This window comes from Synechococcus sp. BO 8801 (assembly GCF_002252675.1).
Lineage (GTDB): Bacteria > Cyanobacteriota > Cyanobacteriia > PCC-6307 > Cyanobiaceae > Cyanobium.
Genome location: NZ_NQKY01000002.1, coordinates 122,779 through 146,448 on the forward strand (window position 1 = coordinate 122,779; position 23,670 = coordinate 146,448).

Annotated in this window: 22 protein-coding genes; 10 read left to right on the plus strand and 12 right to left on the minus strand. The window is 64.2% G+C overall.

Annotated elements, in window-relative coordinates; all coding sequences use genetic code 11:
• The first annotated feature begins 15 nt into the window (after positions 1-15).
• From CJZ86_RS02100 to CJZ86_RS02125, 6 genes are all read left to right on the plus strand, one after another.
• Positions 16-981, plus strand: a complete 966-nt coding sequence (locus tag CJZ86_RS02100) for a glycosyltransferase family 2 protein (RefSeq protein ID WP_094584315.1) — start codon at positions 16-18, stop codon at positions 979-981.
• Positions 982-1,054: 73 nt separating this feature from the next.
• Positions 1,055-1,783: an SDR family NAD(P)-dependent oxidoreductase gene (locus CJZ86_RS02105; RefSeq protein WP_143594012.1), complete on the plus strand. Its 729-nt coding sequence runs from the start codon at positions 1,055-1,057 to the stop codon at positions 1,781-1,783.
• A gap of 19 nt (positions 1,784-1,802) precedes the next feature.
• Complete coding sequence (locus CJZ86_RS02110) at positions 1,803-2,939, plus strand: 3-dehydroquinate synthase (RefSeq protein WP_094584317.1); 1,137 nt, start codon at positions 1,803-1,805, stop codon at positions 2,937-2,939.
• Entirely contained in the window at positions 2,939-4,744 is a 1,806-nt protein-coding gene (locus CJZ86_RS02115) for a thiamine pyrophosphate-binding protein (RefSeq protein ID WP_094584318.1), read from the plus strand. Before CJZ86_RS02110 ends, CJZ86_RS02115 begins: the two co-directional genes overlap by 1 nt.
• A 69-nt stretch (positions 4,745-4,813) precedes the next feature.
• Complete coding sequence (locus tag CJZ86_RS02120) at positions 4,814-5,596, plus strand: aldolase/citrate lyase family protein (protein WP_233133788.1); 783 nt, start codon at positions 4,814-4,816, stop codon at positions 5,594-5,596.
• Positions 5,597-5,678: 82 nt separating this feature from the next.
• Positions 5,679-6,614 carry an NAD-dependent epimerase/dehydratase family protein gene (locus CJZ86_RS02125; protein ID WP_094584320.1) on the plus strand — a complete coding sequence of 312 codons (936 nt, stop codon included), beginning with the start codon at positions 5,679-5,681 and terminating at the stop codon, positions 6,612-6,614.
• On the opposite strand, the gene CJZ86_RS02130 is transcribed toward CJZ86_RS02125, so the two are convergent.
• The 3 genes from CJZ86_RS02130 to CJZ86_RS02140 form a co-directional block, all read right to left on the minus strand.
• The gene (locus CJZ86_RS02130) at positions 6,604-7,722 is read right to left on the minus strand and encodes a class I SAM-dependent methyltransferase (RefSeq protein WP_158219485.1); all 1,119 of its coding nucleotides are present in this window, start codon (positions 7,720-7,722) and stop codon (positions 6,604-6,606) included. The genes CJZ86_RS02125 and CJZ86_RS02130 overlap by 11 nt on opposite strands.
• A gap of 117 nt (positions 7,723-7,839) precedes the next feature.
• Entirely contained in the window at positions 7,840-8,238 is a 399-nt protein-coding gene (locus tag CJZ86_RS02135; RefSeq protein ID WP_094584322.1) for a hypothetical protein, read from the minus strand.
• Complete coding sequence (locus CJZ86_RS02140) at positions 8,231-9,214, minus strand: glycosyltransferase (protein ID WP_094584323.1); 984 nt, start codon at positions 9,212-9,214, stop codon at positions 8,231-8,233. Before CJZ86_RS02140 ends, CJZ86_RS02135 begins: the two co-directional genes overlap by 8 nt.
• Before the next feature lie 384 nt (positions 9,215-9,598).
• Here CJZ86_RS02140 and CJZ86_RS02145 point away from each other — a divergent pair, with 384 nt between their 5' ends.
• A complete protein-coding gene (locus CJZ86_RS02145; protein ID WP_143594013.1) occupies positions 9,599-11,305 on the plus strand; it encodes a hypothetical protein in 1,707 nt (568 codons plus the stop codon).
• A gap of 66 nt (positions 11,306-11,371) precedes the next feature.
• Here the strand turns inward: CJZ86_RS02145 and CJZ86_RS02150 are convergent, their stop codons facing one another.
• The 5 genes from CJZ86_RS02150 to acpP all read right to left on the minus strand — a co-directional run bounded on the left by CJZ86_RS02150 (position 11,372) and on the right by acpP (position 16,878).
• Positions 11,372-11,626: a transketolase-like TK C-terminal-containing protein gene (locus CJZ86_RS02150; RefSeq protein ID WP_094584325.1), complete on the minus strand. Its 255-nt coding sequence runs from the start codon at positions 11,624-11,626 to the stop codon at positions 11,372-11,374.
• 25 nt (positions 11,627-11,651) lie between these two features.
• A complete protein-coding gene (locus CJZ86_RS02155; RefSeq protein WP_094584326.1) occupies positions 11,652-13,229 on the minus strand; it encodes a glucosyltransferase domain-containing protein in 1,578 nt (525 codons plus the stop codon).
• Between the two features lie 57 nt (positions 13,230-13,286).
• On the minus strand, positions 13,287-15,305 hold the full coding sequence (gene tkt / locus CJZ86_RS02160) for a transketolase (protein ID WP_094584327.1): 2,019 nt from the start codon (positions 15,303-15,305) through the stop codon (positions 13,287-13,289).
• A 75-nt stretch (positions 15,306-15,380) separates the two neighbouring features.
• Positions 15,381-16,628 (minus strand): beta-ketoacyl-ACP synthase II, encoded by a 1,248-nt coding sequence (gene fabF, locus CJZ86_RS02165; protein ID WP_094584328.1) that lies wholly within the window; start codon positions 16,626-16,628, stop codon positions 15,381-15,383.
• Between the two features lie 7 nt (positions 16,629-16,635).
• Positions 16,636-16,878: an acyl carrier protein gene (gene acpP / locus CJZ86_RS02170; RefSeq protein ID WP_035833476.1), complete on the minus strand. Its 243-nt coding sequence runs from the start codon at positions 16,876-16,878 to the stop codon at positions 16,636-16,638.
• Between the two features lie 149 nt (positions 16,879-17,027).
• On the opposite strand from acpP, the gene psaC reads away from it, so the two are divergent.
• Both psaC and glmS read left to right on the plus strand, forming a co-directional pair.
• Positions 17,028-17,273, plus strand: coding sequence for a photosystem I iron-sulfur center protein PsaC (psaC, locus tag CJZ86_RS02175; protein WP_011377242.1), 246 nt, complete (start codon positions 17,028-17,030; stop codon positions 17,271-17,273).
• A 77-nt stretch (positions 17,274-17,350) separates the two neighbouring features.
• Complete coding sequence (gene glmS / locus CJZ86_RS02180; protein WP_094584329.1) at positions 17,351-19,249, plus strand: glutamine--fructose-6-phosphate transaminase (isomerizing); 1,899 nt, start codon at positions 17,351-17,353, stop codon at positions 19,247-19,249.
• A gap of 226 nt (positions 19,250-19,475) precedes the next feature.
• Here glmS and CJZ86_RS02185 read toward each other — a convergent pair whose 3' ends face one another.
• The 3 genes from CJZ86_RS02185 to rimM form a co-directional block, all read right to left on the minus strand.
• The gene (locus CJZ86_RS02185; protein WP_502690412.1) at positions 19,476-20,510 is read right to left on the minus strand and encodes an ATP-grasp domain-containing protein; all 1,035 of its coding nucleotides are present in this window, start codon (positions 20,508-20,510) and stop codon (positions 19,476-19,478) included.
• On the minus strand, positions 20,507-21,955 hold the full coding sequence (locus tag CJZ86_RS02190) for a mannose-1-phosphate guanylyltransferase/mannose-6-phosphate isomerase (RefSeq protein WP_094584331.1): 1,449 nt from the start codon (positions 21,953-21,955) through the stop codon (positions 20,507-20,509). Before CJZ86_RS02190 ends, CJZ86_RS02185 begins: the two co-directional genes overlap by 4 nt.
• A 92-nt stretch (positions 21,956-22,047) precedes the next feature.
• On the minus strand, positions 22,048-22,563 hold the full coding sequence (gene rimM / locus CJZ86_RS02195; RefSeq protein WP_094584467.1) for a ribosome maturation factor RimM: 516 nt from the start codon (positions 22,561-22,563) through the stop codon (positions 22,048-22,050).
• A gap of 184 nt (positions 22,564-22,747) precedes the next feature.
• Here rimM and CJZ86_RS02200 point away from each other — a divergent pair, with 184 nt between their 5' ends.
• Positions 22,748-22,927 (plus strand): NAD(P)H dehydrogenase subunit NdhS, encoded by a 180-nt coding sequence (locus CJZ86_RS02200; protein WP_015109734.1) that lies wholly within the window; start codon positions 22,748-22,750, stop codon positions 22,925-22,927.
• Here the strand turns inward: CJZ86_RS02200 and rnc are convergent.
• Positions 22,905-23,660: a ribonuclease III gene (gene rnc, locus CJZ86_RS02205; protein WP_094584332.1), complete on the minus strand. Its 756-nt coding sequence runs from the start codon at positions 23,658-23,660 to the stop codon at positions 22,905-22,907. The genes CJZ86_RS02200 and rnc overlap by 23 nt on opposite strands.
• Positions 23,661-23,670: the final 10 nt, after the last annotated feature.

Consider the following 23,670-nt stretch of genomic DNA (forward strand, 5'->3'; position numbering starts at 1 on the left):
TGACAACATTTGCCCATGACGACGTCGACGCATCATATTGCCATATGCATTCCCTGTTACAACGAGTCGTCCAACGTCGAAGCGCTCTATGTGAGGCTGGCCAAGGTTCTCGAGCAGTTTCCGGACGATGTCTTTTCGATCGTTTTTGCCGATAACTGCTCCACCGACCACACCGTGCAACTGATCGAGGGGCTGGCGGCCAGGGACTCCCGCGTCGGCCTGATCCGCAACGTCTCGAACTTCGGTTTCGTGCGCTCCTCGGCCAATGCCCTGCTGGTGCCCGATGCGGATGCCAATGTCTTTCTGATGGCGGATCTGCAGGATCCCCCCGAGCTGGTGGCCGATCTGATCAGCGCCTGGAAGAAGGGCGATGACCAGGTGATCTTCGCGGTGCGGCGCTCCAGCCACGAAAGCCCGATCCTGTTCCTCTGCAAGAAGATCTATTACGCCACACTCTCGTGGCTGTCCGACTACCCAATGGTGCGCGACACCACCGGATTCGGCATCTACGACCGCTCCGTGATTCTGGCCCTGCGGCAATCGATCGATTCCTATCCCTTCATCAAGGGCCTGGTCTGCGCCATCGGCTTCAAGTGGTCCACGATTCCCTACGTGAGTGCCGATCGCAAGGGCGGCAGCAGCTCCGCCTCGCTCTCCTTCCTGGTGGATTTCGGCGTGCTCGGCATCGTCACCTCCTCCCGCAAGCCGATGCGGTTGATCACCACCGCCGGCCTGTCGCTCGGGGCCCTTTCGATTCTGCTGTCGTTCGTGGTGATGGTCAGCAAGCTGATCTTCTGGGACAGCTTCCAGTTCGGTGTGGCCATGCTGTCGGTTTCGGCGCTGTTCTTCGCCGGCACCATGATGTTCGCCCTCGGCATCCTGGGCGAATACATCGGCTTCATCAACCAGCGCACCCTGCGCCTGCCCCTGGTGGTGGAGCGAAGCCGCCACAACGTTCCCTCCCGCGAGACGAGGGTCTGAAAATCCTGGGAGTCCCCTTACCATGGGGCACAGCAACGCTTCCTGCTGCTGGCGGCCTAGGGGTCTTGCTTCCATGAGCGCCGTTTCCCCTGACCCGCGACCCCGGAATGTGCTGGTGTTCGGCGCCGGGGGTGCCCTGGGTTCGGCCATCGCCGAAGCCCTGACGGCTGCGGGTGACCAGCTCCACACGGCCGGCTCGGCAGCCGTTTCCCCCTCAGGGAGTGCCCGTTCCCACGTGGCCCTCTCCTATGCCGAGCCGGTGAGTGCCGAGCTGTTTTCGGCCTTGCCGCCGCTGGATGCGGTGGTGTGGGCCCACGGCCTCAACGCCAGTGATTCGATCGCTGATTTCGATCCGACCACCTTCGAGCGGCTCTGGCAATGCAATGTGCTGTTCATTGCGGCCAGTCTTTCGGCGCTGTTGTCGGCGGGGCGGCTGGAGCGCGGCAGTCGCCTCTGCGTCATCAGTTCGATCTGGCAGCTGGAGAGCCGGCTGGGAAAACTCTCCTACACCGTCTCCAAGGCCGCACTGCAGGGCCTGGTGAAGTCCTGCGCCATGGATCTGGGAGAGAAGGGCATCCTGATCAATGCGGTGCTCCCCGGTGTGGTGGATTCACCGATGACGCGACGTCACCTGTCCCCCGAGCAGATCGGGGCGATCACGTCCCAGACGGCCCTCGACCGCCTCGCCCAACCCGAGGACATCGCTGCAGCCACGGCTTTCCTGGTCGGGCCCGGCAATCGCTTCATCACCGGCCAGTTCCTGACCGTGGACGGCGGTTTCATCGGCTTCAAGCACACATAACCAGCACTCCCAGTCCTTCATGACGTCCCTGTCCCTGGCTTCGCTCCCCCCCATCGTCATCCGCAGCTCACTGTCCGACTACAGCATCGACTTCCAGGGGCTGACCGATCTCGGGGCATGGAAGCCTGAGGCGGACCTGATCCTGATGGATGCCTTCTTCCGGGACAGGATCAGCTTTCCAGCAGAGCAGCCCGTCATCTTCCTGGAGGCCACCGAAGACGCCAAGTCCCTGCCGCAGACCATCGAGCTGTTCGTGGCGCTCAAGCAGGCCGGACTCGGTCGCGGCTCCCGCCTGCTCGCCGTGGGAGGTGGCGTCATCCAGGACATCGCCACCTTCGTGACCTCGCTGTACATGCGAGGTATCGCCTGGGACTACGTGCCGACCACCTTCCTGGGCATGGCCGATTCCTGCATGGGGGGCAAGAGTTCGATCAATGTCGGCCCCTACAAGAATCTGATCGGCAATTTCCACCCCCCTCGCTGCATTCAGATCCTTCCTGTCTTCGCACGCACACTGCCTGCCGTGGAGATGGCAGGTGGGGCTGCAGAGGCTGCCAAGATCGCCTTCTGCCGTGGACCTGAGGCCTTCTCCAGCTATCTGGAGCTGGTGCAGCCTGTGTTGGCCGGAGCCTGGAGCGAGCAGGACCTGGCCGCCTTGCTGCACGCCACCCTGCGGGTCAAGCAGTGGTTCGTGGAGAGGGACGAATTCGACCGGGCAGAGCGACGCTGCCTCAATTTTGGCCACACCTGGGGGCACGCCCTGGAATCGGCGACCCAGTTCGCCATTCCCCACGGGCTGGCGGTGGCCCTGGGGATGATGGCGGCGGTCCGCTTTCTCGGGTCACCGCCCGATTGTCTGTCGCTCTGGGATCATTGCCTTCAGCTTCTGCATCCGACGCTTGATCCCACGACCGTTGAATCGTTTGACCCAGAACGTTTCCGTCGTGCCTTTCTTGCTGACAAGAAGCATTCTCCCGGTTACTATCATCTGATCGTTCCGACCTCCAGCGGTGTGAAGCCAGGATTAGAGCCTTCCAGTGTGCTTGGGGTCGAGGAAATCAAGATCCCGGCCGGTGAGCCCCAGTTGGCAGCCATCCAGCTCGCCATGGAGGAGGCCCTCAAGGCTGTGTCTTCCGTTCCCCAGGAGATTGGTTGATGAAATACTCCGATGTGATGCTGGAGTGGCTCAAGTCCGCGGGCTTCACCCACTGCTACTTTGTCGCGGGGGGGAACATCATGCATCTGCTGAATTCCGCCCGCCATCAGATGGTGTGCGTTCCCACGGTGCATGAGGTGGCTGCCGTCATTGCCGCCGAACATCACAATGCCACCCTGAATTCGGGAACCGCGGCAGAAGGAATCGGCCGTGCCTTTGTCCTGGTCACGGCAGGTCCGGGTCTGACCAATGCCCTCACGGGCCTGGCGGGGGCCTGGTTGGAGAGCCGCGAGCTGCTGCTGCTCGGAGGCCAGGTCAAAGTGAGTGATCTGGCCCCTCCCGGCCTGCGTCAGCTGGGTATCCAGGAGGTGGACGGTGTGGCGCTGGCGGCCCCACTGTGCAAGCAGAGTCTCTGTCTGCGGGAGCCCCTGGATCATCTCTCCTTCCTGACCAGCGTGGCGCTGAGTTGGCAGGGTCGGCCTGGGCCGGTGTTTCTGGAGCTCCCCCTGGATGTCCAGGCCCATCCGGTCCCCGAGGACTGGCTGGCCGCAGAGGGGGCCCCCCTCACCCCAGCGACCACGGCCGCGGTTCCCGACACCGCCCCCACCGCGGCCCGGATCGCGGCCCGTGTCGCCGCAGCCCAACGGCCGGTCCTGCTCCTAGGTGGTGGTGTCTCGCGGCCCTGTGCCCAGCAGCTTGAGTCCCTCCTGCAGTCCCTGGGTCTGCCGGTGATGACCACCTGGAATGGGGCCGATCGCTATGGGTCCGACCATTCCAATTACTTCGGTCGGCCCAACACCTGGGGGCAGCGGTACAGCAACATCCTTCTGCAGCAGTCCGACCTGCTGATTGCCATCGGCACCCGGCTCGGGCTGCAGCAGACAGGCTTCAACTGGCAGGAGTTCCTGCCGGTGGGGGATGTGATTCAGGTGGAGATCGACCCAGCCGAGCTGGCCAAGCCGAATCCGACGCTGGCGGAGGCCATTCAGGCCGATGCCGATGCCTTTCTGAGCCAGCTGCTTCGTCATGATCTTTGCCAGCACCCGGAATGGCTGGCCTTCTGCCATGACGTCAAATCCCGATTGCCCCTCTCAGAGGCCTGCAATGCCACGGCCGAGGGCTATCTGAATCCCTACGACATGGTGATGGACCTCTCCAGGGTCTGCGGTGATGCCGACCACATCGTTCCCTGCAGCAGTGGTGGTGCCTTCACCGTGATGATGCAGGCCTTTCACCTGCGTCAGGGCCAGACGATGCTCACGAACAAGGGGCTGGCGAGCATGGGCTATGGCCTTTCGGCGGCGATCGGTGTGGCCCTCGCCGACCGCCACCATCGCACCGTTCTGGTTGAGGGGGACGGTGGGTTCAGTCAGAACCTTCAGGAGCTGGCCACGGTCGCCGTCAACGATCTGAATCTCAAGATCTTCCTGTTCTGCAATGAGGGCTATGCATCGATCCGCATGACCCAGAAGAACTACTTTCAAGGCTCTTACGTCGGCTGTGACGTTCCCTCCGGTCTGGGGTTTCCCGATTGGAGGCTCCTTGGCAAGGCCTATGACGTGCCCGTCCACACCCTCTCCGCTGGGTGGTGTTCCGACGATCCTGTGTTCCTTGAGTTATGGGAGCGTCCATCGCCAGCGTTGTTCCTTGTACCCATCGATCCGGAGCAAAGCTATTTCCCCAAGATCTCCAGCCGTATCAGTGCCCAGGGTGGCATGGAATCCAATCCGCTTCACAGGATGACTCCCGACCTCCCCGACGAGATTGCTTCTTGTGTTTACCGATACCTGCACACATCCGAGTAATCAAAAGCGTCCATTTCTGGTAAGATTCGACCAATCGTCACGAGACCGATGAACGCTCATGAACGGAAGATGTTGGATATTCTTAAGCGCGGAAGAGAATGTTTCGGTGTGGTTGCAACAAAGGCTGAGTTTGAGGCTGAAGGTACCCGTACGGACGAGCTCCTGAGGCTGCTCGAAATCGCCCACAAGGCCGATGTGGGCATGGCCCTGAAGGTGGGTGGCTGCGAGGCCATCCGTGACATGCTTGAGGCGCGGCAATTTGGGGTCAATTACATCATTGCCCCCATGGTGGAATCCCCCTATGCCTTGGGGAAATTCATTGCCGCCAAGAACAAGGTCTTTGCTCCTGAGGATCAGGAGGATGTCAAGTTCCTGTTCAACGTGGAAACGATCGCGGGCTATCGCTGCATCGATGATCTGATCGCAGCAGCCTCTGCGGAGGTTGGCTGCAATGGCGTCGTGTTCGGACGTGTTGACTTCAGCTGCTCGCTCGGCGTTGGTCGGGAGGGCCTGGAAGGAAATGAGGTCACCGAGGTTGGTGAAGATATCGCCAGGAAGTGCCAGAAGGCCGGTCTTGAGTTCGTTGTTGGCGGAGCCGTGTCGATTGATGCGTTTCCCAACCTGAAGCGATTCCAGGCTGTCCATCTGGATCGTTTCGAAACCCGCAAGGTCATCTTCCAGGGATCAGCCCTTGACTCGCCCGATCTTGCAGAAGCCTTGCTGCAGGCTGTTCACTTCGAATTGCTCTGGCTGCTCAATAAGCGTGAGTACTATGGCCTGATGTACCAGGAAGACCAGATGCGCATCGAGATGCTGGAGAGCCGCTGGAAGGTGCTTGAGCGCGACACCTGATCTTGAGCGATTCGATGCTGAATCTTGAGCCATACGATCAATAACCGACGAATCAGTTGTTTCACCTACACGCCATTTTCTGATGTCTGAGTTTCATTCCAAGCCCATTGCCGTCACCGGTGCCACCGGGTGGGTGGGAAAGACCGCACTGCACGAGCTGCAGCGTCTGCTCGCGCCCGATGTCTTTCGTCAGAAGGTCCGAGCCTATGCCAGTAAGCCCGCCTTGCTGAGCACCACAGCCTATGGGCAAGACCAGTCGTTCGATTATCCCGTCCACCCACTGGCTGAGCTGCCGGAGCATGCCAAGCAGGAGCCCTTTGGCTATCTCTTCCATGGGGCCTTCTTCCCTCGCTCCGGGCTGGATGCTGTCGGTGTTGACGCCTATATCGCGATCAACCGGGAGATCACCAGGCTTGTCTGCGAGGCCATCGTGCATTCACCCGGCGTCAGGGCTGTGAACATTTCCTCCGGTGCCGCGGCGGCCTTTGATAGCACCGGTCGGGCCTCTGAAGAGAAGATCGCTGAAAACCCCTATGGCGCCCTCAAGTATGAAGAGGAAGTGCGGATCAGGGAGCTCACCGCCAGCCTCATCCTGAGGATCTACACGCTCTCGGGCAGATTCATGACGAACCCTGAGATCTATGCCCTGGGTGACTTTCTTCTCAAAGCCCGGGACGGTAGCCAGATCATCCTGAAGTCCAAGAATCGCGTGGTTCGCGGCTTTGGCCATGCCGGCAACATTGTGGCGTCGGCCTGGGCGTGGCTGGCCAGCGACCATCCTCCATTGGAGGCTCCCCTGGCCACTGTCAGCGAGGAAACCGATCTGACGTCCCTGGCACAGAGAGTCAGCAGGTTATTCAGCCTTCCTGAGCCCGTCTCCTCTGTTGACCCGGGCCTCACTCCGAATGTCTACTCCTCTGATCCCGCTCCTTTCCTGGACTTCCTCTCCACCCATGGCCTTTCCGCATGGACCATGGACGAGCAGATCACCGATACGGCTGCTGGCCTTAAGGGCTGACCGGCTGATGAAGAACCTCAATCCCGTCTTGCCGGAGGGCGGAAACATGGGTATCCGAAGGATAGGTCGACAGGATCACGCCGAGGATTTCTTTGGTGTACGCCGGTGCGGCGATGATGATGGCATTGGCTGCCCTGGATAGGGCTTCGGCGGGAGAAATGATCTCAATGTGCGTGGCGGGCGAGTATTTGCCCTGCTTGAACTCTGCCGAATCAATAATGTACTCAATCTTTTCTCCAATACCCGCACAAGCGATGATCGTAAAGCCTTGATGGCTGGCTCCCCATAGGGCCACGCGTCTGCCCTGGGCCTTGAGATCATCAATCAACGCATTCAGCTCGCTGCGCAGCTTCATGTAGTTGTTGGACAGCCCACTCAAGGCAACAACTGGCCGTTTCCTGACGTAGGCATAAATTGTATCTTCATTGAAGAGGCCCATCTCCAGGATGTCAAACCCATTCGTTTCGAGCATGCGCCGCAACGTGGTTTCCGTAAAGTAGAGTAGGTGATCCCTGACAAACTCGTAATAGGCATCATAGCGCAGAATGTGATCGAAGCTGGGCACCGTAATCAGGCCTACGCCATCGGGCGTCAGGCTTCTGTGAATTCCAGCCAGCATGCCGCAAGGATCTGGTTGGTGTTCAAGGAAGTTGATCGAGAGAAACCCGTCATAGGGCGCGTTCGGCACCCCGCATTCAGCGGAGTCGACAAATCCTTCAACGACGTCGAGGCCCTTGCTTTGCGCGGCGAGGACGGAGGTATTCGCATGCTCAATTCCAGAGATCCTTACCGATTCGCTGGAAAAGAGTTGGATGAAGTCACCCTTGCCGCAGCCGACTTCGATCAGATGCTTGCCGTCCAAAGAAAACTTCTTGGCAAAGTCCTTGAACAGCTCAAGCTTCAGATTGGCAAAGACACCCTTGACCGGCATCGCCCTGATGACATCGCGATAATACGCAACGGGTTCGCAGTCAAGCTGCAAGGTCTCACAGGAGAGGCATTGCCTGACGCTGAAATCGATTCCCTTGTCTGAAGCCAGCTCTTCCTTCGTTGGCATCTGTTGGGCGCCGGAAGGGAGATCGCTGTAGTGAAGGATCGGCTCCGACAACTGATGGCCGCAAACGAGGCAAGTCTGTCTCATGATGGATGCTGCTCACCGCAATGGCATCGTAGTACGGACTTATTGAGATGGCTTCCATGCTGCCCATCTCCTCGGGCAGGAGATTCAGCTCTGGGGTTCGTCATGCTCTGTGCGCCTGGTGGGTATCTTCTGCTTGTAAACAAACGTGCTCCATGCATAGCCAACGATCAGGGACGTGGCGGCGCCCAGCACCGTCAGCTCCGTTCTACCGATCACTCCCTTGAACAGGGCGACGATGACGGCTCCCGCCGTAATGGTGGGCACGATGGAAACGATGTAGCGCCCGATGGAAACCCGATAGCCCTGGCTGCTGGGGAAGACAAGAAAGCGAAAGCTGAAGTACCTCAGGACATGACAGGTTGCTTCTGCAAGGCCCAGGGCGAGAAAGGCGCCCATTGGATAGGCCAGCCAGAAAAGAGCTGGGCCGAGAATGGTGAAGGCGATCCCGTTGAGCCCATAGCGGGTGAATGAATGGCTAATCATTCGGACTCTGGCTCTGGCGCATCAAGGTATATCTGAGCTTCGGCCTGAAGCCGGAAAGGCGCAGGCCTTCGATCTGCCGGGAGACCACCGCCATGGTCAGCATCTGCAGGCCAAAGCTGATCAGAACCAGGGCCATGACCGTGGGGATGCCGCCTTCGTACTGACTGTTCCCGGATAGATAGTTGGCGAGCAGGAACACGGCCACCATGAAGGCAAAAAGTACCCCAAATCCACCGATGGTGAGGGCCAGCCGACTGGCGGCTGCGTCTGCGGACACCAGTGCACGGATGGCCTCCAGGGCATAGCCTGCGCCGCGATAGGAGGATGTCCCCCGGGTTCGATCGGCCTGCCTGTAGTGAATCAGCACCGGCGAATGGCAGCTGTTGGCGATGCACATGCGCAGGTTCATCCCCGACTCATCCCAGTAGCGCAGGATCTCCTCCACGACCTCTCTTCGGTAGCAGCCGAAGCCATGGAAGCCACTGGGAACCTGTTGGAGCCTGGAGGAATAGCCGAGGGCCTTGTAGTACGTCCTGCGCGCCATCTGCAGCAGCGGCCCCCCTGCCGATCGACTCTTGACGGCCAGCACCGCATCCTTGGAATTGTCCTGAAGCAGCCGCACCACCATCTCCACACTCTGCTCGGGAGGATCCTGAAGATCGGAGCAGAGACAGATCATCAAGCTGCAATCGCCCGCGTGCTTGAAGGCGTTGACGGCTGAAGCTTCCGGGCCATAGTTACTGCTGTTGGCGATCCCGATAACCTGCGGGTCCTTCGCGACAATGCGCTGAATCACCGTCAGGCTTTCGTCGCTGCTGTTGTTGTCGGCAATCACCATGCCGAACTCAAGGTCGTCAGGGTTCGGAAGGGCCTCCCTGATCTGCTCGAAGGCTTGACGACAGCGCGTATGCAACTCCTCAAGGTTCAGCGACTCATTGTAGGCCGTCGATACGTATACGAGTCGTTCGGATGTCATGCTGCAGACGAGTGCTGTCGTTTCCACGTTAGCCGATGATTCCCGTTTGTCTTCAGATTCCGAGACGCCTTTGCGCCCGTTGCATGCTGTCCTGTGAACATGCTGTCACAACCGATGATGGGCGTCGCGTCAGCATCATGCTCAGATGGCATCTTCGCTGCAGCACCATCGAGGACTTATTTGGCGTTCGGCGAAACTCCATGAAGGTCTGTTGCACTCAGTGGTTGAAGACTGCCATGCCCATTGGCGATTTCTCCCATCCAGGCGATCTCAGTCTTTCGTTTCTGCAGAGAACCCGTGCCCTGTTCTCCTTGTTCCCAGCCTCAAACTGGCTCTTCAGCTGGGTTGATGTCGTGTATCTTGGTGAACCAGCGTGATTGTTTCATGGATCTGGCCGATCGAATTCGTCGTCCATTCAGGCTCCGAACATCTGACCTGAATATCGGTCTTCTTCTGTTTATTTCTACGTCCCTTGCCATTCTTATTCGGGTTCTGTGGGCGGGTGTGATTACCAGTGGATTTCAGGATGATGTCCATGTGGCTGCGTCACTGGCACGCCGCTACTTGCAGCGCCCCCCAGGCACCGAGGTCGTTGACATGTATACGCAAGGTTTTCTCCACCCCCTGCTATACGTCCCGCTCTTGGCTTTGCTCCGCTTCATCGGCATCCCACCTCCATTACAGGACGGATTCGCGATCGCTTTCGTGCAGTCCGTGGCCGTGGGTCTTATTGCCATGCTGGCCTATGCAGGAAGTCGTGCCCTGCTGAATCGCGGGGCATCCGTTGCCGTTTGCTTCTTTTGCGTCGGACCGCCTCTGCTGATCCGGCCAGCGGATCTGTCGATCACCCAACTCACTCCTAATGGCGAGATCCTTGGCAGTGTGCTGCTCCTTGGCATGTGGACGCTTCTGGTTCATCGACCAGCGGGACGCCGAGCACTCTCAGGTGTCGTTGCCCTTTCCGTGGCCGCCTTTCACCTTAAGTATCAGCTCGTACCCCAGGTGTGGGCTCTGATCCTGGGTGGGGGCCTCGGCCGGCGGCGGACTTTCCGGCTTCTAGCTATCTCTTTCGTGGCGTGTCTGGTGGTTGACCTGCTCGTTTACCGGATGGGGGGCTATGGGCTGTTCAGCCGCGCCGGTTCCCTGTTGGGCGACTACATGGGCGTCGTAGATATCGACGCCTCCAGTAGGGAGCCGTCTGGGTTTTCTCTCCGGGCTGTGGCCGTCTGGTTCATTGTCAAGGTTTTCACTTTCGTCCGCAATGCACCTGATCTGCTCATGGGTTTGCTGGCCAAGCTGCGCACGCTGGCAGTCGAAGCCCCTCAATTCCTGCTGGCCTGGCTTGTGTGGCTCGTTCCCCTGGTTCGCCCCCAGCGCTACCCGCCCCACTCTCTTCATTTCTTCAGGGCGTCGCTTCTCCTGTCTCTCGCCACCATCGCCGCGATTCTGCTGCCCAACAAGGGCATGTTGAACTACTACCTGCTTCTTATTCCCACGGCTGTCGTGGTTATGGCCACAGGCCTGGCCAACGTCCCTGGCCTTGTCAGCTCCGCTGCATCGGCAAAGGTCCCGGCTTCATGGCCTGCCCGACCGTTCGCGATGCCATGGTGGGCCCCACTTCTGGCCCTTACACCTGTTCTCGCTCTGCTGAGCGTTACGGGCCACAGGATGACCCGGGAGCTGGCTTCTGGCGGCAGTCGCATGGGTTCCCTCCTCCCCGCCGAAACGCGTCAGGAAGGTCTCCATGTCTTTGGATTGAATTCCCACCTTCTAGGGGTTCATGACACTCATATCAGTGACCTCAACCTCGGCACACTACTCGTCTTGTCCTGGGTCAAGAACGACACGACGGCATACATCCGCGCGCTCACCACTTCGCAGGACAGGCCCAGATTCGTGCTTGACCATGTGTCCTCCCCGCGAAAGGGTGCTGGTCTTGCTCCGGCCAACTTCCCCCCCTTGGAGGAGCTGGCCCGGCGCCACGGCGTCAACTTGCTTGAGGTTTACCGCGTGCGTCAGACCAATGAATTGGGCATCCTCTATGAACGGATCAGTGATCCCCAGGAGAAGCATCAAACAAGCCGGGAGTGAGATCCCGGCTTCCTGTTGATGAATGTCTTGGCGTTGCCTTCGGCCAGGCCGAGGTCAGCCCAGCGCCTAGGCGGTGGCCACCACGTTGTCGACGGTGAAGCCGAACTTCTCCAAGCAGACACCGCCGGGGTCGGAGGCACCGAAGTTGTCGATCGAGACGCTGGCGCCGTCAAAGCCGGTGAACGTGTGCCAGTGGAAACGGTCAGCGTCTCCAGCGTGTGCCCGCAGCTCACTATGCAAAGCGACGTCGCGTCGGTGCACGAAGGTTACGGTGATTCTGGAGAACTCTCCGGCAGTGAGAATGTCTCGACACTTCGTCAAGGCGTAGTGACTGTGTCTTCAATGCTCAGCTCAGCTTGATCAGTACGGTGTCGTCATTCACCTGGATGGAGCCTGGTTGCGGCCAGGGTTTCATGGTTGCAAACTCGGTCTCAAATCTTTTCTTCTCTTTTTCTTCCACGGGTTTCAGGCCTGGAATGCCCATCGCTCTCAGCCAGGCACTGATCCGCAGAGCACTGCCTCCATCCCAATTGAAAAAGGAGGAACCGGCAAAGGAGTACCATCCGGTTCGATAAGGTTGCTCCCGTTGCAGTGAGCCATCGGTTGCAATTCTGGAGACCCGGGGTGCTTGCTTGGAACTCGTGGCAATCACGGAAGCAACAGTGTTGGCAACCAGCTGATCAGCACGTTGATTGAAAGCACGTGCTGCGTAATAATGGGAAATCGTAATAAGGCTCTGCAGAATCAACACGCAAGACAGTGCTGCGCCAACCATGAGAATCCTCAATCTCCGTGAGCCTGCCGCCAGCTCCATCCACACCATTGATGCCAGCCAGGCCACATAGGGAACGGCGAAGAGAGCCCGCATCGGAATCCGATACGGTTTTGAGACAATGTTAAGGGCCAAGGGGATGGCAAGCAGGGATAGCCAGCCGAGCATTCCTCGCCAACCTGCCTTGAGTTGGATCCCGGAAGCCTGGGTTAAATCGCGAGCTGGGCCGCAGTAGATGAAGTAAAGAACAAGAGCGCCAATCAGAAGCAGGGGCAGGCCCCAGAGGGGATGGCCATAGAAGAAGCCAGGCGTGAGATAGGTTCTAGTGTATTGCTCCAGGTTGCCCGTGATGTACTGAAGCGGCTCTGTCCTGAGCATGAAATAGGGGCTTCGAAAGTAGATATTCACATGTTGGATGTTCTGGCCTGTGAGCGTGAGATACGCCTTGACGGTGAGCGCATAGGCCAGGACGGATGCTACCCCGTACACAATCCAGGTTCGAAGGCTGGTAAGGCCAAATGCTGATTGATGGCTCTCTGCCTGAGAGATCGAAAACAGGGTTACCCCCATTCCGATGGCAAAATAGACGGTGATCTGGGATTGAAAGGTGCTGAGAGCGAGAACCAGCAGAGCTACCGTGAGAACTGAGAGCAGGCTGTGCTGGAGGGGAGGGCGTTGATTCCTGATTCTGTCCACCGTCAACAAGGCAGCCGTGGATGTGCAGATCAGCCCAAGAGCAAGGCCTGCAGCCAGGCCTGAATACTCCTGAGTAAGCCAGTTCGTTGGAAACAGAATAAAAATCAGAAAGCCTAGCTGGGTTCTCCAGGAATGGCGTAGGCCGTGAATGGAAACAATGGTGTTATATGAAATGATATAGGCTGCAGCCAGCAGTGCATAGGGGGCCAAGGGTAAGACTCCCGGTGGCTGCAGTATTTGGCCTAACAGTTCAAGGGAAAATCGGCCCTGAAGGGAGATTGAAAACGGGGTAAACAAACCCAACTCTTCGTCGATGTTCAGGCCATGGCTGAACATGAACCCCCCCATCGCGACGCATGCAAACACGAACTGTGCCAGCGCCGCGGTTGGGGTCAGGCCACTTGATAAGAAGAGGGCCAGCAAGTCTGCCGTGGGACTTTCTGGCTTCTTCTTCATCGGACTTAGGAAGAACTCGCTAGGAAGATAGTGCCCATGGATGGATTGGGCACCACCTCAGCCCAGCGCCTTGGCCGTCGCCACCACGTTGTCGACGGTGAAACCGAACTTCTCGAGGCAGACGCCGCCGGGGGCGGAGGCACCGAAGCTGTCGATCGAGACGCTGGCGCCGTCGAAGCCGGTGTACTTGTGCCAGCCGAAGGAGCTGGAGGCCTCCACCACCACCCGCTTGCGCACGGCGGCGGGCAGCACCGACTCCCGGTAGGCGGCGTCCTGCTCCTCGAACAGCTCGACGCAGGGCATCGACACCACGCGCACGGCCTTGCCTTCGGCGCTGAGCTGGGCGGCGGCCTTGACGCAGAGGTCGAGCTCGGTGCCGGTGCCGATCAGGATCAGGTCCGGCGTGCCGTCGCAGTCGTTGAGGATGTAGCCGCCCTTGGCCACCTTCTCGGCTGCGGAGTTGGCCTGGTTGACCATGGCCTGGCGGCTGAGGGCCAGCACCGTGGGGCGCTTGCGGTTGGTGACGGCGACCTTGTAGGCCCCCACCGTCTCGTTGCCGTCGCCGGGGCGGATCACCAGCAAGTTGGGGATGGCCCGCAGGTTGGCGAGGGTTTCCACCGGCTGGTGGGTGGGGCCGTCTTCGCCCAGGCCGATCGAATCGTGGGTGAGCACGTAGATCACGCCCAGCTCGGAGAGGGCCGACAGCCGCATGGCGCCGATCATGTAGCCGGCGAACACCAGGAAGGTGCCGCCGTAGGGGATCAGGCCGCTGTTGTGGTACGCGATGCCGTTGAGGATCGCCGCCATGGCGTGCTCCCGCACGCCGAAGTGCAGGTAGCGGTTGGCTTCGTGGCCCTTCTGGAAGCTGGCCTCGCCCTTGATGTCGGTGAGGTTGGAGTGGGTGAGGTCGGCGGAGCCGCCGATCAGCTCGGGCAGGCCGGGGCCGAAGGCGTTGAGGGCGTTGTAGGAGTGCTGGCGGGTGGCCAGGCCCTTGTCCTCGGGGGTGAACACCGGCAGGGACGCATCCCAGCCCTCGGGCAGCTCACCGCGCAGCAGCCGCTCGAACTCGGCGGCCTCGGCGGGGTAGCGGCTGCGGTAGGCGGCCAGGCTCTCGTTCCAGGAGGCTTCGGCGGCGGCACCGCGCTGGATCGCCTGGCGCCAGTGCTCGTAGGCGGGCTCGGGCACTTCGAAAGCCCCATAGCCCCACTCCAGCTGCTGGCGGGTGAGCTCGGCCTCCTCGGCCCCGAGGGCGGCGCCGTGCACGCCGGCGGTGTTGGCCTTGTTGGGGGAGCCGTAGCCGATCGTGGTGGTGACCTTGATCAGGCTGGGACGGTCGGTGACCGCCTTGGCCGCCTCGATCGCCCGGGTGATGGCGGCCACGTCGGTGTTGCCGTCCTCGACGTGCTGCACATGCCAGCCGTAGGCCTCATAGCGCTTCATCACGTCCTCGGTGAAGGACACGCCGGTGTTGCCGTCGATGGTGATGTGGTTGTCGTCGTAGAGGGCGATCAGCTTGCCCAGACCCAGGTGGCCGGCCAGGGAGGCGGCCTCGCCGGAGACGCCCTCCTGGTTGCAGCCGTCACCCATCAGCACGTAGGTGTAGTGGTCGACGATGGTGGCGTCGGGCTTGTTGAACTTCGCCGCCAGGTGGGCTTCAGCGATCGCCAGGCCCACGGCGTTGGAGATGCCCTGGCCCAGGGGCCCGGTGGTGACCTCGACGCCCGGGGTCTCGAAGGTTTCCGGGTGGCCGGGGGTGCGGGAGCCCCACTGGCGGAACTGCTTGATGTCCTCCAGGGTCACGCTGTCGTAGCCGGTGAGGTGCAGCAGCGCGTACAGCAGCATGCAGCCGTGGCCGGCCGAGAGCACGAAGCGGTCGCGGTTGAACCACTGCGGATTCTTCGGGTTGTGCTGCAGCACCTTGTCCCAGAGGGAGAAGGCCATCGGTGCGCAGCCCATCGGCAGCCCGGGGTGCCCCGAGTTGGACTTGTTGATCGCGTCGACCGCCAGGAAGCGGATGCTGTTGATGCAGAGCGTCTCTACGTGACTATCGACCTGGGTGGAGGGGGCGGCGACCATGGCTTGACGGGGGAGTACAGGGAGGAGGGAGGTGTTCCTGGGATGGGTGACCCGGTGCGCTGGCGCGCCGGGTGTTCAGGTCATCCGGCGGAAGGCGAGGCAGACGTTGTGGCCGCCGAATCCGAAGGAGTTGGAGAGCACGACGTTGACGGCGTGTTCCCGGGCCTGGTTGGGCACCACATCCAGATCGCAGGCAGGATCAGGCGTGCTGTAGTTGATCGTAGGCGGTACCAGGTTGTGGGCCACCGCCAGCACCGCGGCGATGGCCTCGATGCCGCCGCTGCCACCCAGGAGGTGGCCGGTCATCGACTTGGTGGAACTGACCGGGATGGTCATGGCGTGGGCCCCGAGCGCCGACTTGATGGCGGCGGTCTCGTTGCTGTCGTTGGCCTGGGTGCTGGTGCCGTGGGCGTTGACGTAGTCCACCGCCTCCGGCTCCAGCCGGGCATCGGCCAGGGCCAGGCGGATGGCCTCCGCCGCCCCCACGCCGCCGGGGGAGGGCAGGGTGTAGTGGTAGGCGTCGCAGGTCATGCCGTAGCCGACGATCTCGCCCAGCACCCGGGCGCCCCGGGCCGTGGCGTGCTCGAGGCTCTCCAGCACCAGCACCCCCGCCCCCTCACCGATCACGAAGCCGTTGCGCTCGGCGTCGAAGGGGCGGCTGGCGGTGGCGGGGTCGTCGTTGCGGAACGACAGGGCCCGGGCGCTGGCAAAGCCGGCCACCCCCAGGGGGGTGATCGCCGATTCGGCACCGCCGCAGACCATGGCGTCCGCCAGGCCCATCTGGATCAGCCGGAAGGCATCCCCGATGGCGTTGGAGCCGGCGGCGCAGGCGGTGGCCACGGCGCTGCTGGGGCCCCTGGCGCCGATGGCGATGGCCGCCAGTCCGGTGGCCATGTTGGGAATCATCATCGGCACACAGAACGGGCTGACCCGGTCGGGACCGCGGTCGGCCAGCACGTGGGCCTGGGTTTCCATCATCAGCAGCCCGCCCACGCCGGAGCCGATGGCGACACCGATGCGCGAGGCGTTGCCGTCGTCGATGGTCAGGCCGGCATCGGCGACCGCCTGCTTGGCCGCGACCACCCCGAACTGGCAGAAGCGATCCCAGCGCTTTGCTTCCTTTGGTTCCAGCCAGCCCGCCGTGTCGAAGTCCTTGACTTCGGCGGCGAAGCGGCAGGCATGGCGGGAGGCATCGAACAGGGTGATCGGCGCCACCCCATTGCGGCCGCTGGTCAGCCCCTCCCAGTAATCCGCGACGTTGTTGCCGATCGGTGTGACCGCGCCCAGGCCGGTGACGACGACGCGGCGGAGACCCTCCACCATGGACGCCTCAGGCCTGCTTCTCTTGGATGTATTTGACGGCGTCACCCACCGTGGTGATCCCTTCGGCCGACTCGTCGGGGATCTCGATGTCGAAGGCTTCCTCCAGGGCCATCACCAGCTCGACGGTGTCGAGGGAATCGGCGCCCAGATCGTTCTGGAAATTGGATTCCGGCTTGACCTCGTCAGCCTCCACGCTGAGCTGTTCGGCAACGATCGACCGGACTTTCTCGAAGATCGCTTCCTGGGACATGGCTGCTGTGAGGGAGGCAGCATCCTACGGGTCGCCCCGTTCGGGGCCTTTCGGCGTATGAACAAGGGTGACGGCCAGCCCCGGGTGTCGCCCTGCGCCGGAACGGTGTGGGTACTTTGGGCACCTCGCCGTTCGTTCCCGGCCCTGGCATGTCCCACGCCGTCAAGATCTACGACACCTGCATCGGCTGCACCCAGTGCGTCCGTGCCTGCCCCCTCGACGTTCTCGAGATGGTGCCCTGGGATGGCTGCAAGGCCGCCCAGATCGCTTCCTCGCCCCGCACCGAAGACTGCGTCGGCTGCAAGCGCTGCGAAACCGCCTGCCCCACCGACTTCCTGAGCATCCGCGTCTACCTGGGTGACGAGACCAGCCGCTCCATGGGCCTGGCCTACTGAGCACCGGCGCCGCCGCTGCCCTCCCATAAGCTCATGCCCGGCGCCTGCGCCGGGCTTTTTTTTGGCCTACTTGTTCTATGTGCGGCATCGTTGCCCTGATCGGCTCACGGGAGGCGGCCCCCCAGCTGCTGGAGGGCCTGCGCCAGCTGGAGTACCGCGGCTACGACTCCGCCGGCATCGCCACCGTTGACGGGGCCGGCCTGCACTGCCTCAAGGCCGAGGGCAAGCTGGTCAACCTCACGGCCCGCTTCGAGGAGCGGGGAGCGCCGGGCCAGTGCGGCATCGGCCACACCCGCTGGGCCACCCACGGCAAGCCGGAGGAGCGCAACGCCCACCCGCACCTCGACGGCAGCGGCCAGCTGGCCGTGGTCCAGAACGGCATCATCGAGAACCACCGCAGCCTCCGGGAGGAGCTGCAGGGCGAGGGGGTGGAGTTCCGCTCCGACACCGACACCGAGGTGATCCCCCACCTGATCGCCCGCTGGCTGCGGCAGCGGCAGGCCGAGGGGGCCAGCGCTTCGCCGGCGCTGCTGCTGGAGGCCCTGCAGCAGGTGCTCCCCCTGCTGCACGGGGCCTATGCCCTGGCGGTGGTGTGGGCGGCGGTGCCTGGGGCGGTGGTGGTGGCCCGGCGCCAGGCGCCGCTGCTGATCGGCCTGGGGGAGGGGGAGTTCCTCTGCGCCAGCGACACCCCGGCCCTGGCTGGCTTCACCCGCACGATCCTGCCCCTGGAGGACGGGGAGGTGGCCCTGCTCACGCCCCTGGGCATCGAGCTCTACAACCGGGACGGAGCGCGGGTGCAGCGCAACCCGACGCTGCTGGTGGGCACCGAGCACGTGGCGGACAAGCGCAGCTTCCGCCACTTCATGCACAAGGAGATCCACGAGCAACCCGAAACGGTGGCCCTGTGGGTGGCCCGCCATCTGCCGGAGGGCGCCCTGGTGGCCCTTCCCCTCGATGAGTCCGTCTACGAGGGGGTGGAGCGGATCCAGATCCTCGCCTGCGGCACCAGCCGCCATGCGGCCCAGGTGGGGGCCCATCTGCTCGAGCAGCTGGCGGGGCTGCCCACGTCGGTGTTCTACGCCAGTGAATTCCGCTACGCCCCGCCGCCGCTGGAGCCCCACACGCTCACCATCGGCGTCACCCAGTCAGGGGAGACGGCCGACACCCTCGCCGCCCTGGCGATGGAGCAGGACCGGCGCTTCCTGGTGGCCGATCCGGCCTATGCCCCCAGGCTGCTGGGCATCACCAACCGCCCGGAGAGCTCCCTCGGCCGCCTGGTCCCCCACCTGCTCGACATCGGCGCCGGCATCGAGGTGGGGGTGGCCGCCACCAAGACCTTCCTCGGCCAGCTGCTGGCCTTCTACGGCCTGGCCCTGGCCTTCGCCGAGCGCCGGGGCGGCACCGCCCATCCCCTCGGTGGCGGCCGCACCCCCGCCCAGCTGCGGGAGCTGGTGGAGCAGCTGCGGGCCATGCCGGCGGTGCTGCAGCGCCTGGTCGACGACCATGACCGCTGCTGCGCCGAGCTGGCCCACCTGTTTGCCGACACCCAGGACGTGATCTTCCTGGGGCGTGGCATCAACTACCCGATCGCCATGGAGGGGGCCCTCAAGCTCAAGGAGATCAGCTACATCCACGCCGAGGGCTACCCGGCCGGTGAGATGAAGCACGGCCCGATCGCCCTGCTCGACGCCCGGGTTCCGGTGGTGTCGATCGCCGTGCCGGGAACCGTGTTCGAGAAGGTGCTCTCCAATGCCCAGGAGGCCAAGGCCCGCGATGCCCAGCTGATCGGCGTGGCGCCCGCCTGCCCGGACACCGAGCTGTTCGACGTGCTGCTGCCCCTGCCGGAGGTGGACGAGCTGCTCAGTCCCCTGCTCACGGTGATCCCGATGCAGCTGCTCAGCTATCACATCGCCGCCCACCGGGGCCTGGACGTCGATCAGCCCAGGAACCTGGCCAAGTCCGTCACTGTCGAGTGAGGGTGTGGCGCTGCGGGGAAACTCCGGTCGGCGAGCCGGCCTGGGCCGGCAACGCCGCCTCCGGTTCACCGCAGCGCCACACCCTCCCGGGGGAGGCGAGAGCCTTCTGCCGCAAGCTTGGATGGCCTGTGCCTGCCCCCCTCTCCGCCAGCTCCTGTGGCGCTGAGGGCGCCGACCGAAGGCGGCGTTGCCCGCTCCGCGGGCTCGCCGCCCCAGGCCGGCGCCTTCAGCGCCACAGGCTGGTCCCCGGCCAGAGCTGGCCGAGTTGCAGGTCCAGGTCCCTGCCCACGAAGGGGAGACCGTTGCTGGGGGAGAAGGTGACCTCGTTCAGGTAGATCCGGCCGTCGTCCCCCACCATCAGGTCGACCCTGACCGAGTGCAACGGGCCGGCGACGGTGCGGGCCACCTCCAGGCAGCGCCGCTGGAGCGGTTCGCTGAGCTGGAAGTCCGCCAGCCGCTTCTCCGCAGGATCCTGCTCGGCCAGGGGGACGAAGCGTCCGTCCAGCAGCAGGCGACGGTTGGGCTTGCCCGGCTGCAGCGCCTTGGCGAAGACCGTGATCAGGGCCACCTCACCCCCGAGCACATAGAAGAGCAGGGACAGCGACGGGATGCGGGAGGAGATCGACCGCTCGATCAGGAGGCGCCGGGGGAAGCTGTTGTACCACCACTCACCCTGCCCGAGGCCGAAGGGGCGGCTCAGCCACCGCCGGCAGGTGGCCTCCAGGGCCTCCCGCTGCCCTGCCTCCAGCGGGAAGCGGATGCGCTGGACCATGTCGGAGCCGTGGCTGGCCTTGAGGTAGTACTCGCCCGGCTCCAGCTGCCCATTGGCGGGCAGCTGGGGCTGGTCGTGGTGCCAGACCACCTCCGGCACGCTCACCTGGCCCGCCAGGGCCGGGGGCAGGAAGCTGCCCGTGAGCAGCTTGTTGCCGCTCTCGGGCACCTTGATGGGGGCGAAGAACTTGGCGTGGCTCACCTTCTCGGAGTAGGAGCGGGGCCTGGCGAGATCGGGGTAGCGGCCGCAGGCCCTCCGGTAGGAGGCCAGGACGTTCTGCAGGACCGCGATCAGGTCCTGGCGGGTGTAGTGGTCGATGCCGCGGCGGAACCCCTCCGGTGGGGTCGTCGCGAACGGCGCCGGGGTGGCGCGCTCCATCGTCCGCAGGAGGCGGCGGGCCAGGTGGCGGCTGATGGCCGCCGACAGGGCGCGCCTGAGCGGTCGCAGGGGCCGTTCCGCCCCTGCCATGAAACTGGACACGCTCTTCAAGGGCAGGTCAGGGGGGCGTCACTGCGGCCGTACTGGTCGTCGAAGCGCACGATGTCGTCCTCGCCGAGATAGGGGCCGCTCTGCACCTCGATCAGCTCCATGGGGATCTTGCCGGGGTTGGTGAGGCGGTGCCGGGCGCCGAGGGGAATGTAGGTGCTCTGGTTCTCGCCCACCAGCTCCTCCACCCCGTCCTTCTCCACCACGGCGGTGCCCCGCACCACCACCCAGTGCTCGGCCCGGTGGTGGTGCATCTGCAGGGACAGGCTGGCGCCGGGCTTCACCGAGATCTTCTTGACCTGCCAGCGCTCCCCTTCCACCACCCCGTCGTAGTGGCCCCAGGGGCGGTAGATGCGGCGGTGGGCGCGGCTCTCGGGGGCCCCGTCCCGCTCCAGCCGGCCGACGATGCCCTTCACCTCCTGGGCGCGGTCGCGGTGGGCCACCAGCACCACGTCGTCGGTCTCGACCACCACCAGATCCTCGACCCCCAGCCCCACCACCAGGCGGTGCTCACTGCGCAGGTAGCAGTTGCGGCTGCCCTCGCTGATCACCCGGCCCCGCAGCACGTTGCCTTCCGGGTCCTGCTCCGAGGTCTCCCAGAGGGCCGCCCAGCTGCCCACGTCGCTCCAGTCGGCATCGAGGGGCAGCACGACGCCCCGGTCGGTCCGCTCCATCACCGCCACGTCGATGGCGATGCTGGGGCCGTTGGCGAAGGCCTCCCGCTCCAGCCGCAGGAACTCCAGGTCGGCGCTGTCGTGCTCCAGGGCGGTGCGGCAGGCGCTCACCACCTCGGGGACGAAGCGATCCAGCTCCGCCAGGATGGCGCTGGCGCGGAACAGGAACATGCCGCTGTTCCAGGTGAAGCGGCCGGTGGCCAGGAAGGCCTCGGCGGTGGCCCGGTCCGGCTTCTCCACGAAGCGGGCGATCGGCACGGGGGTGGCCGCCAGGGGTTCGGAGGCCTCGATGTAGCCGTAGCCCGTCTCGGGGCTGGTGGGCACGATGCCAAAGCTGACCAGCTGGCCGGCGGTGGCGGCGGCCATGCCGGCGGCCACGGTGGCGCGGAAGTCGGCGGCCCGGCGGATGACGTGGTCGGCCGCCAGGATCAGCAGCAGGGGGTCCTCGCCGCGGGCGGTGGCCTGCAGGGCCGCCACCGCCACCGCCGGGGCGGTGTTGCGCCCCACCGGCTCCAGCAGGATCGCCGCCGGCTCGACGCCGATCTGGCGCATCTGCTCGGCCACGATGAAGCGATGGTCCTCGTTGCAGATCAGCAACGGCGGCGCCAGGTCCGGCAGCCCCTGGAGGCGCTGGTGGGTCTGCTGCAGGAGGGTTTCCTCGGTGGTGCCGGCCAGGGGCCAGTACTGCTTCGGATAGCTGGCCCGGGACAGGGGCCAGAGGCGGGTGCCGGTGCCGCCGCAGAGGATCACCGGGACCAGGGAGGGGGTAGCCATCGCGGCGGCAGCTGTCCCGCAGGACCATCAGACGGGCCCATTCAACCGGAGCCGCACCCGGCCGTCAGCGTCCGGGTGAACCCCGGAGGGTTTCAGAGGTCCAGAAGGCCGGGGGGCGGCGTCAGGCCGATCCAGCCCTCCGCCAGGTTCACCTCCGGCACGATCGCCTCCACGAAGGGGATCAGCAGCCGCCGGCCGCCGTTGCTGAGCTCCACCTCCAGCAGGTCGTTGCCCCCGTGGATCAGGTCGGTCACGGTGCCGATCGGGGCCTGGGGATCCGGCAGCAGCCGCACCTGGAGCCCCACCAGATCGAGGAGATGGAACTCCCCCGGCTCCAGGGTGGGACGGTCGGCGGCCGGCACCATGAGGTGATGGCCCACCAGGCCTTCGGCGGCGTTGCGGTCGCCGATGCCCTCGAGGCGCAGCACGAACAGGGTTTTGCCGGGCACGGGTCTGCCGGCCAGCAGCCGCACCGGCCGGGGTTGGCCCCCGGGGGCCTGCAGCCAGCGGGGGCCGGGCCGGGTGAACCGCTCGGGGAAGTCGCTCAGGGGCAGCAGGCGCACGTCGCCGCCCATGCCCTGGGCCGCCACGATCCGCCCGACGGCCATGAGCTCACCCGGGTCGGCCCCTTGGCTCTCGTTGCTGGTGTCGGCCACGGCCTGATCGCTCCCGTCGCGGCGCATCATCGCGTCACGGGGCTGTGCGGTGCCCGCGGGCACCCGCCGGTGGCCCAACGCGACGCTTCGGCATCGATAATGGCCCCACTTGATGGTCCCCCCCAGGGCATCCGCCATGGCCAGCAGCCCGATCCTGCCCGGTTCCACCGTGGTGGTGCGCGATCCCCGCTCCATTTACAACGGCTACCAGGGCTTCGTGCAGCGCATCAGCGGGGCGATGGCCGCGGTGCTGTTCGAGGGCGGCAACTGGGACAAGCTGGTGACCGTGCCCCTCAGCACCCTGGAGCAGGCCTGAGCGCCAGCGCGGCCAGCGCCGCCCTGGCCGCCTGCTGCTCCGCCTCCCGGCGGGAGCCGCCCCGCCCCTCACCGCTGAGGTCGGCCACCTCCACCCGGCATTCGAAGCGCTCCGGATCCCCGTGCACCCGGCTGCGCTCCTGGCTGCGGTAGATGGGCAGGCCCTTCCCCTGGCCCTGGCTCCATTCCTGCAGCACCGACTTCCAGTTGTGGCGCGCGGGGTCGGCCAGCAGTTCGGCGGCGCTCAGCTGCCAGTGGGGGGCCAGCCAGCGCTGCACGGCCATCAGGCCGCCCTGGGGACCGCCCCCCACCGTATAGATGGCGCCCACCAGGGCCTCGGCGCATTCGGCCAGCACGGTGGAGCGGCCGGCCCGGTCGCCGGCAGCCATCGGCCCCATCAGCAGCACCGGCTCCAGGGCGATGCTGCGGGCCAGCTCGCTCAGCCAGCGGTCGGACACCAGCTGGGCCCGCAGGGCGGAGGTGTCGCCCACGCTGAGGGAGGCATGCTCCCGGTGCAGGAACTCGGCGGCCGCCAGCCGCAGCACCGCGTCGCCGAGGAACTCCAGGCGGTCGTGGTGGCGGGGGAGGCCGGTGGAGCTGTGGGTGAGGGCCTCATCCAGGGTGTCGAGGGCGGCGTCCGCGGCGGCCGGATCCGGGGGCAGCAGGCCGGAGGGGGCGCCGAAGCCGAGGCTCTCCAGAAAGGCCAGGATCTGCTGGCGGCGCTGGGGAGTCATCGTGGGGCAA

Excerpts from the sequence above, each read along its gene's own strand:
- CJZ86_RS02100 (WP_094584315.1), top strand. The coding sequence starts at position 16 with ATGACGACGTCGACGCATCATATTGCCATATGCATTCCCTGTTACAAC.
- CJZ86_RS02105 (WP_143594012.1), top strand. The coding sequence starts at position 1,055 with ATGAGCGCCGTTTCCCCTGACCCGCGACCCCGGAATGTGCTGGTGTTC.
- CJZ86_RS02110 (WP_094584317.1), top strand. The coding sequence starts at position 1,803 with ATGACGTCCCTGTCCCTGGCTTCGCTCCCCCCCATCGTCATCCGCAGC.
- CJZ86_RS02115 (WP_094584318.1), top strand. The coding sequence starts at position 2,939 with ATGAAATACTCCGATGTGATGCTGGAGTGGCTCAAGTCCGCGGGCTTC.
- CJZ86_RS02120 (WP_233133788.1), top strand. The coding sequence starts at position 4,814 with ATGTTGGATATTCTTAAGCGCGGAAGAGAATGTTTCGGTGTGGTTGCA.
- CJZ86_RS02125 (WP_094584320.1), top strand. The coding sequence starts at position 5,679 with ATGTCTGAGTTTCATTCCAAGCCCATTGCCGTCACCGGTGCCACCGGG.
- CJZ86_RS02135 (WP_094584322.1), bottom strand. The coding sequence starts at position 8,238 with ATGATTAGCCATTCATTCACCCGCTATGGGCTCAACGGGATCGCCTTC.
- CJZ86_RS02140 (WP_094584323.1), bottom strand. The coding sequence starts at position 9,214 with ATGACATCCGAACGACTCGTATACGTATCGACGGCCTACAATGAGTCG.
- CJZ86_RS02145 (WP_143594013.1), top strand. The coding sequence starts at position 9,599 with ATGGATCTGGCCGATCGAATTCGTCGTCCATTCAGGCTCCGAACATCT.
- CJZ86_RS02155 (WP_094584326.1), bottom strand. The coding sequence starts at position 13,229 with ATGAAGAAGAAGCCAGAAAGTCCCACGGCAGACTTGCTGGCCCTCTTC.
- tkt (WP_094584327.1), bottom strand. The coding sequence starts at position 15,305 with ATGGTCGCCGCCCCCTCCACCCAGGTCGATAGTCACGTAGAGACGCTC.
- fabF (WP_094584328.1), bottom strand. The coding sequence starts at position 16,628 with ATGGTGGAGGGTCTCCGCCGCGTCGTCGTCACCGGCCTGGGCGCGGTC.
- acpP (WP_035833476.1), bottom strand. The coding sequence starts at position 16,878 with ATGTCCCAGGAAGCGATCTTCGAGAAAGTCCGGTCGATCGTTGCCGAA.
- psaC (WP_011377242.1), top strand. The coding sequence starts at position 17,028 with ATGTCCCACGCCGTCAAGATCTACGACACCTGCATCGGCTGCACCCAG.
- glmS (WP_094584329.1), top strand. The coding sequence starts at position 17,351 with ATGTGCGGCATCGTTGCCCTGATCGGCTCACGGGAGGCGGCCCCCCAG.
- CJZ86_RS02190 (WP_094584331.1), bottom strand. The coding sequence starts at position 21,955 with ATGGCTACCCCCTCCCTGGTCCCGGTGATCCTCTGCGGCGGCACCGGC.
- rimM (WP_094584467.1), bottom strand. The coding sequence starts at position 22,563 with ATGGCCGTCGGGCGGATCGTGGCGGCCCAGGGCATGGGCGGCGACGTG.
- CJZ86_RS02200 (WP_015109734.1), top strand. The coding sequence starts at position 22,748 with ATGGCCAGCAGCCCGATCCTGCCCGGTTCCACCGTGGTGGTGCGCGAT.
- rnc (WP_094584332.1), bottom strand. The coding sequence starts at position 23,660 with ATGACTCCCCAGCGCCGCCAGCAGATCCTGGCCTTTCTGGAGAGCCTC.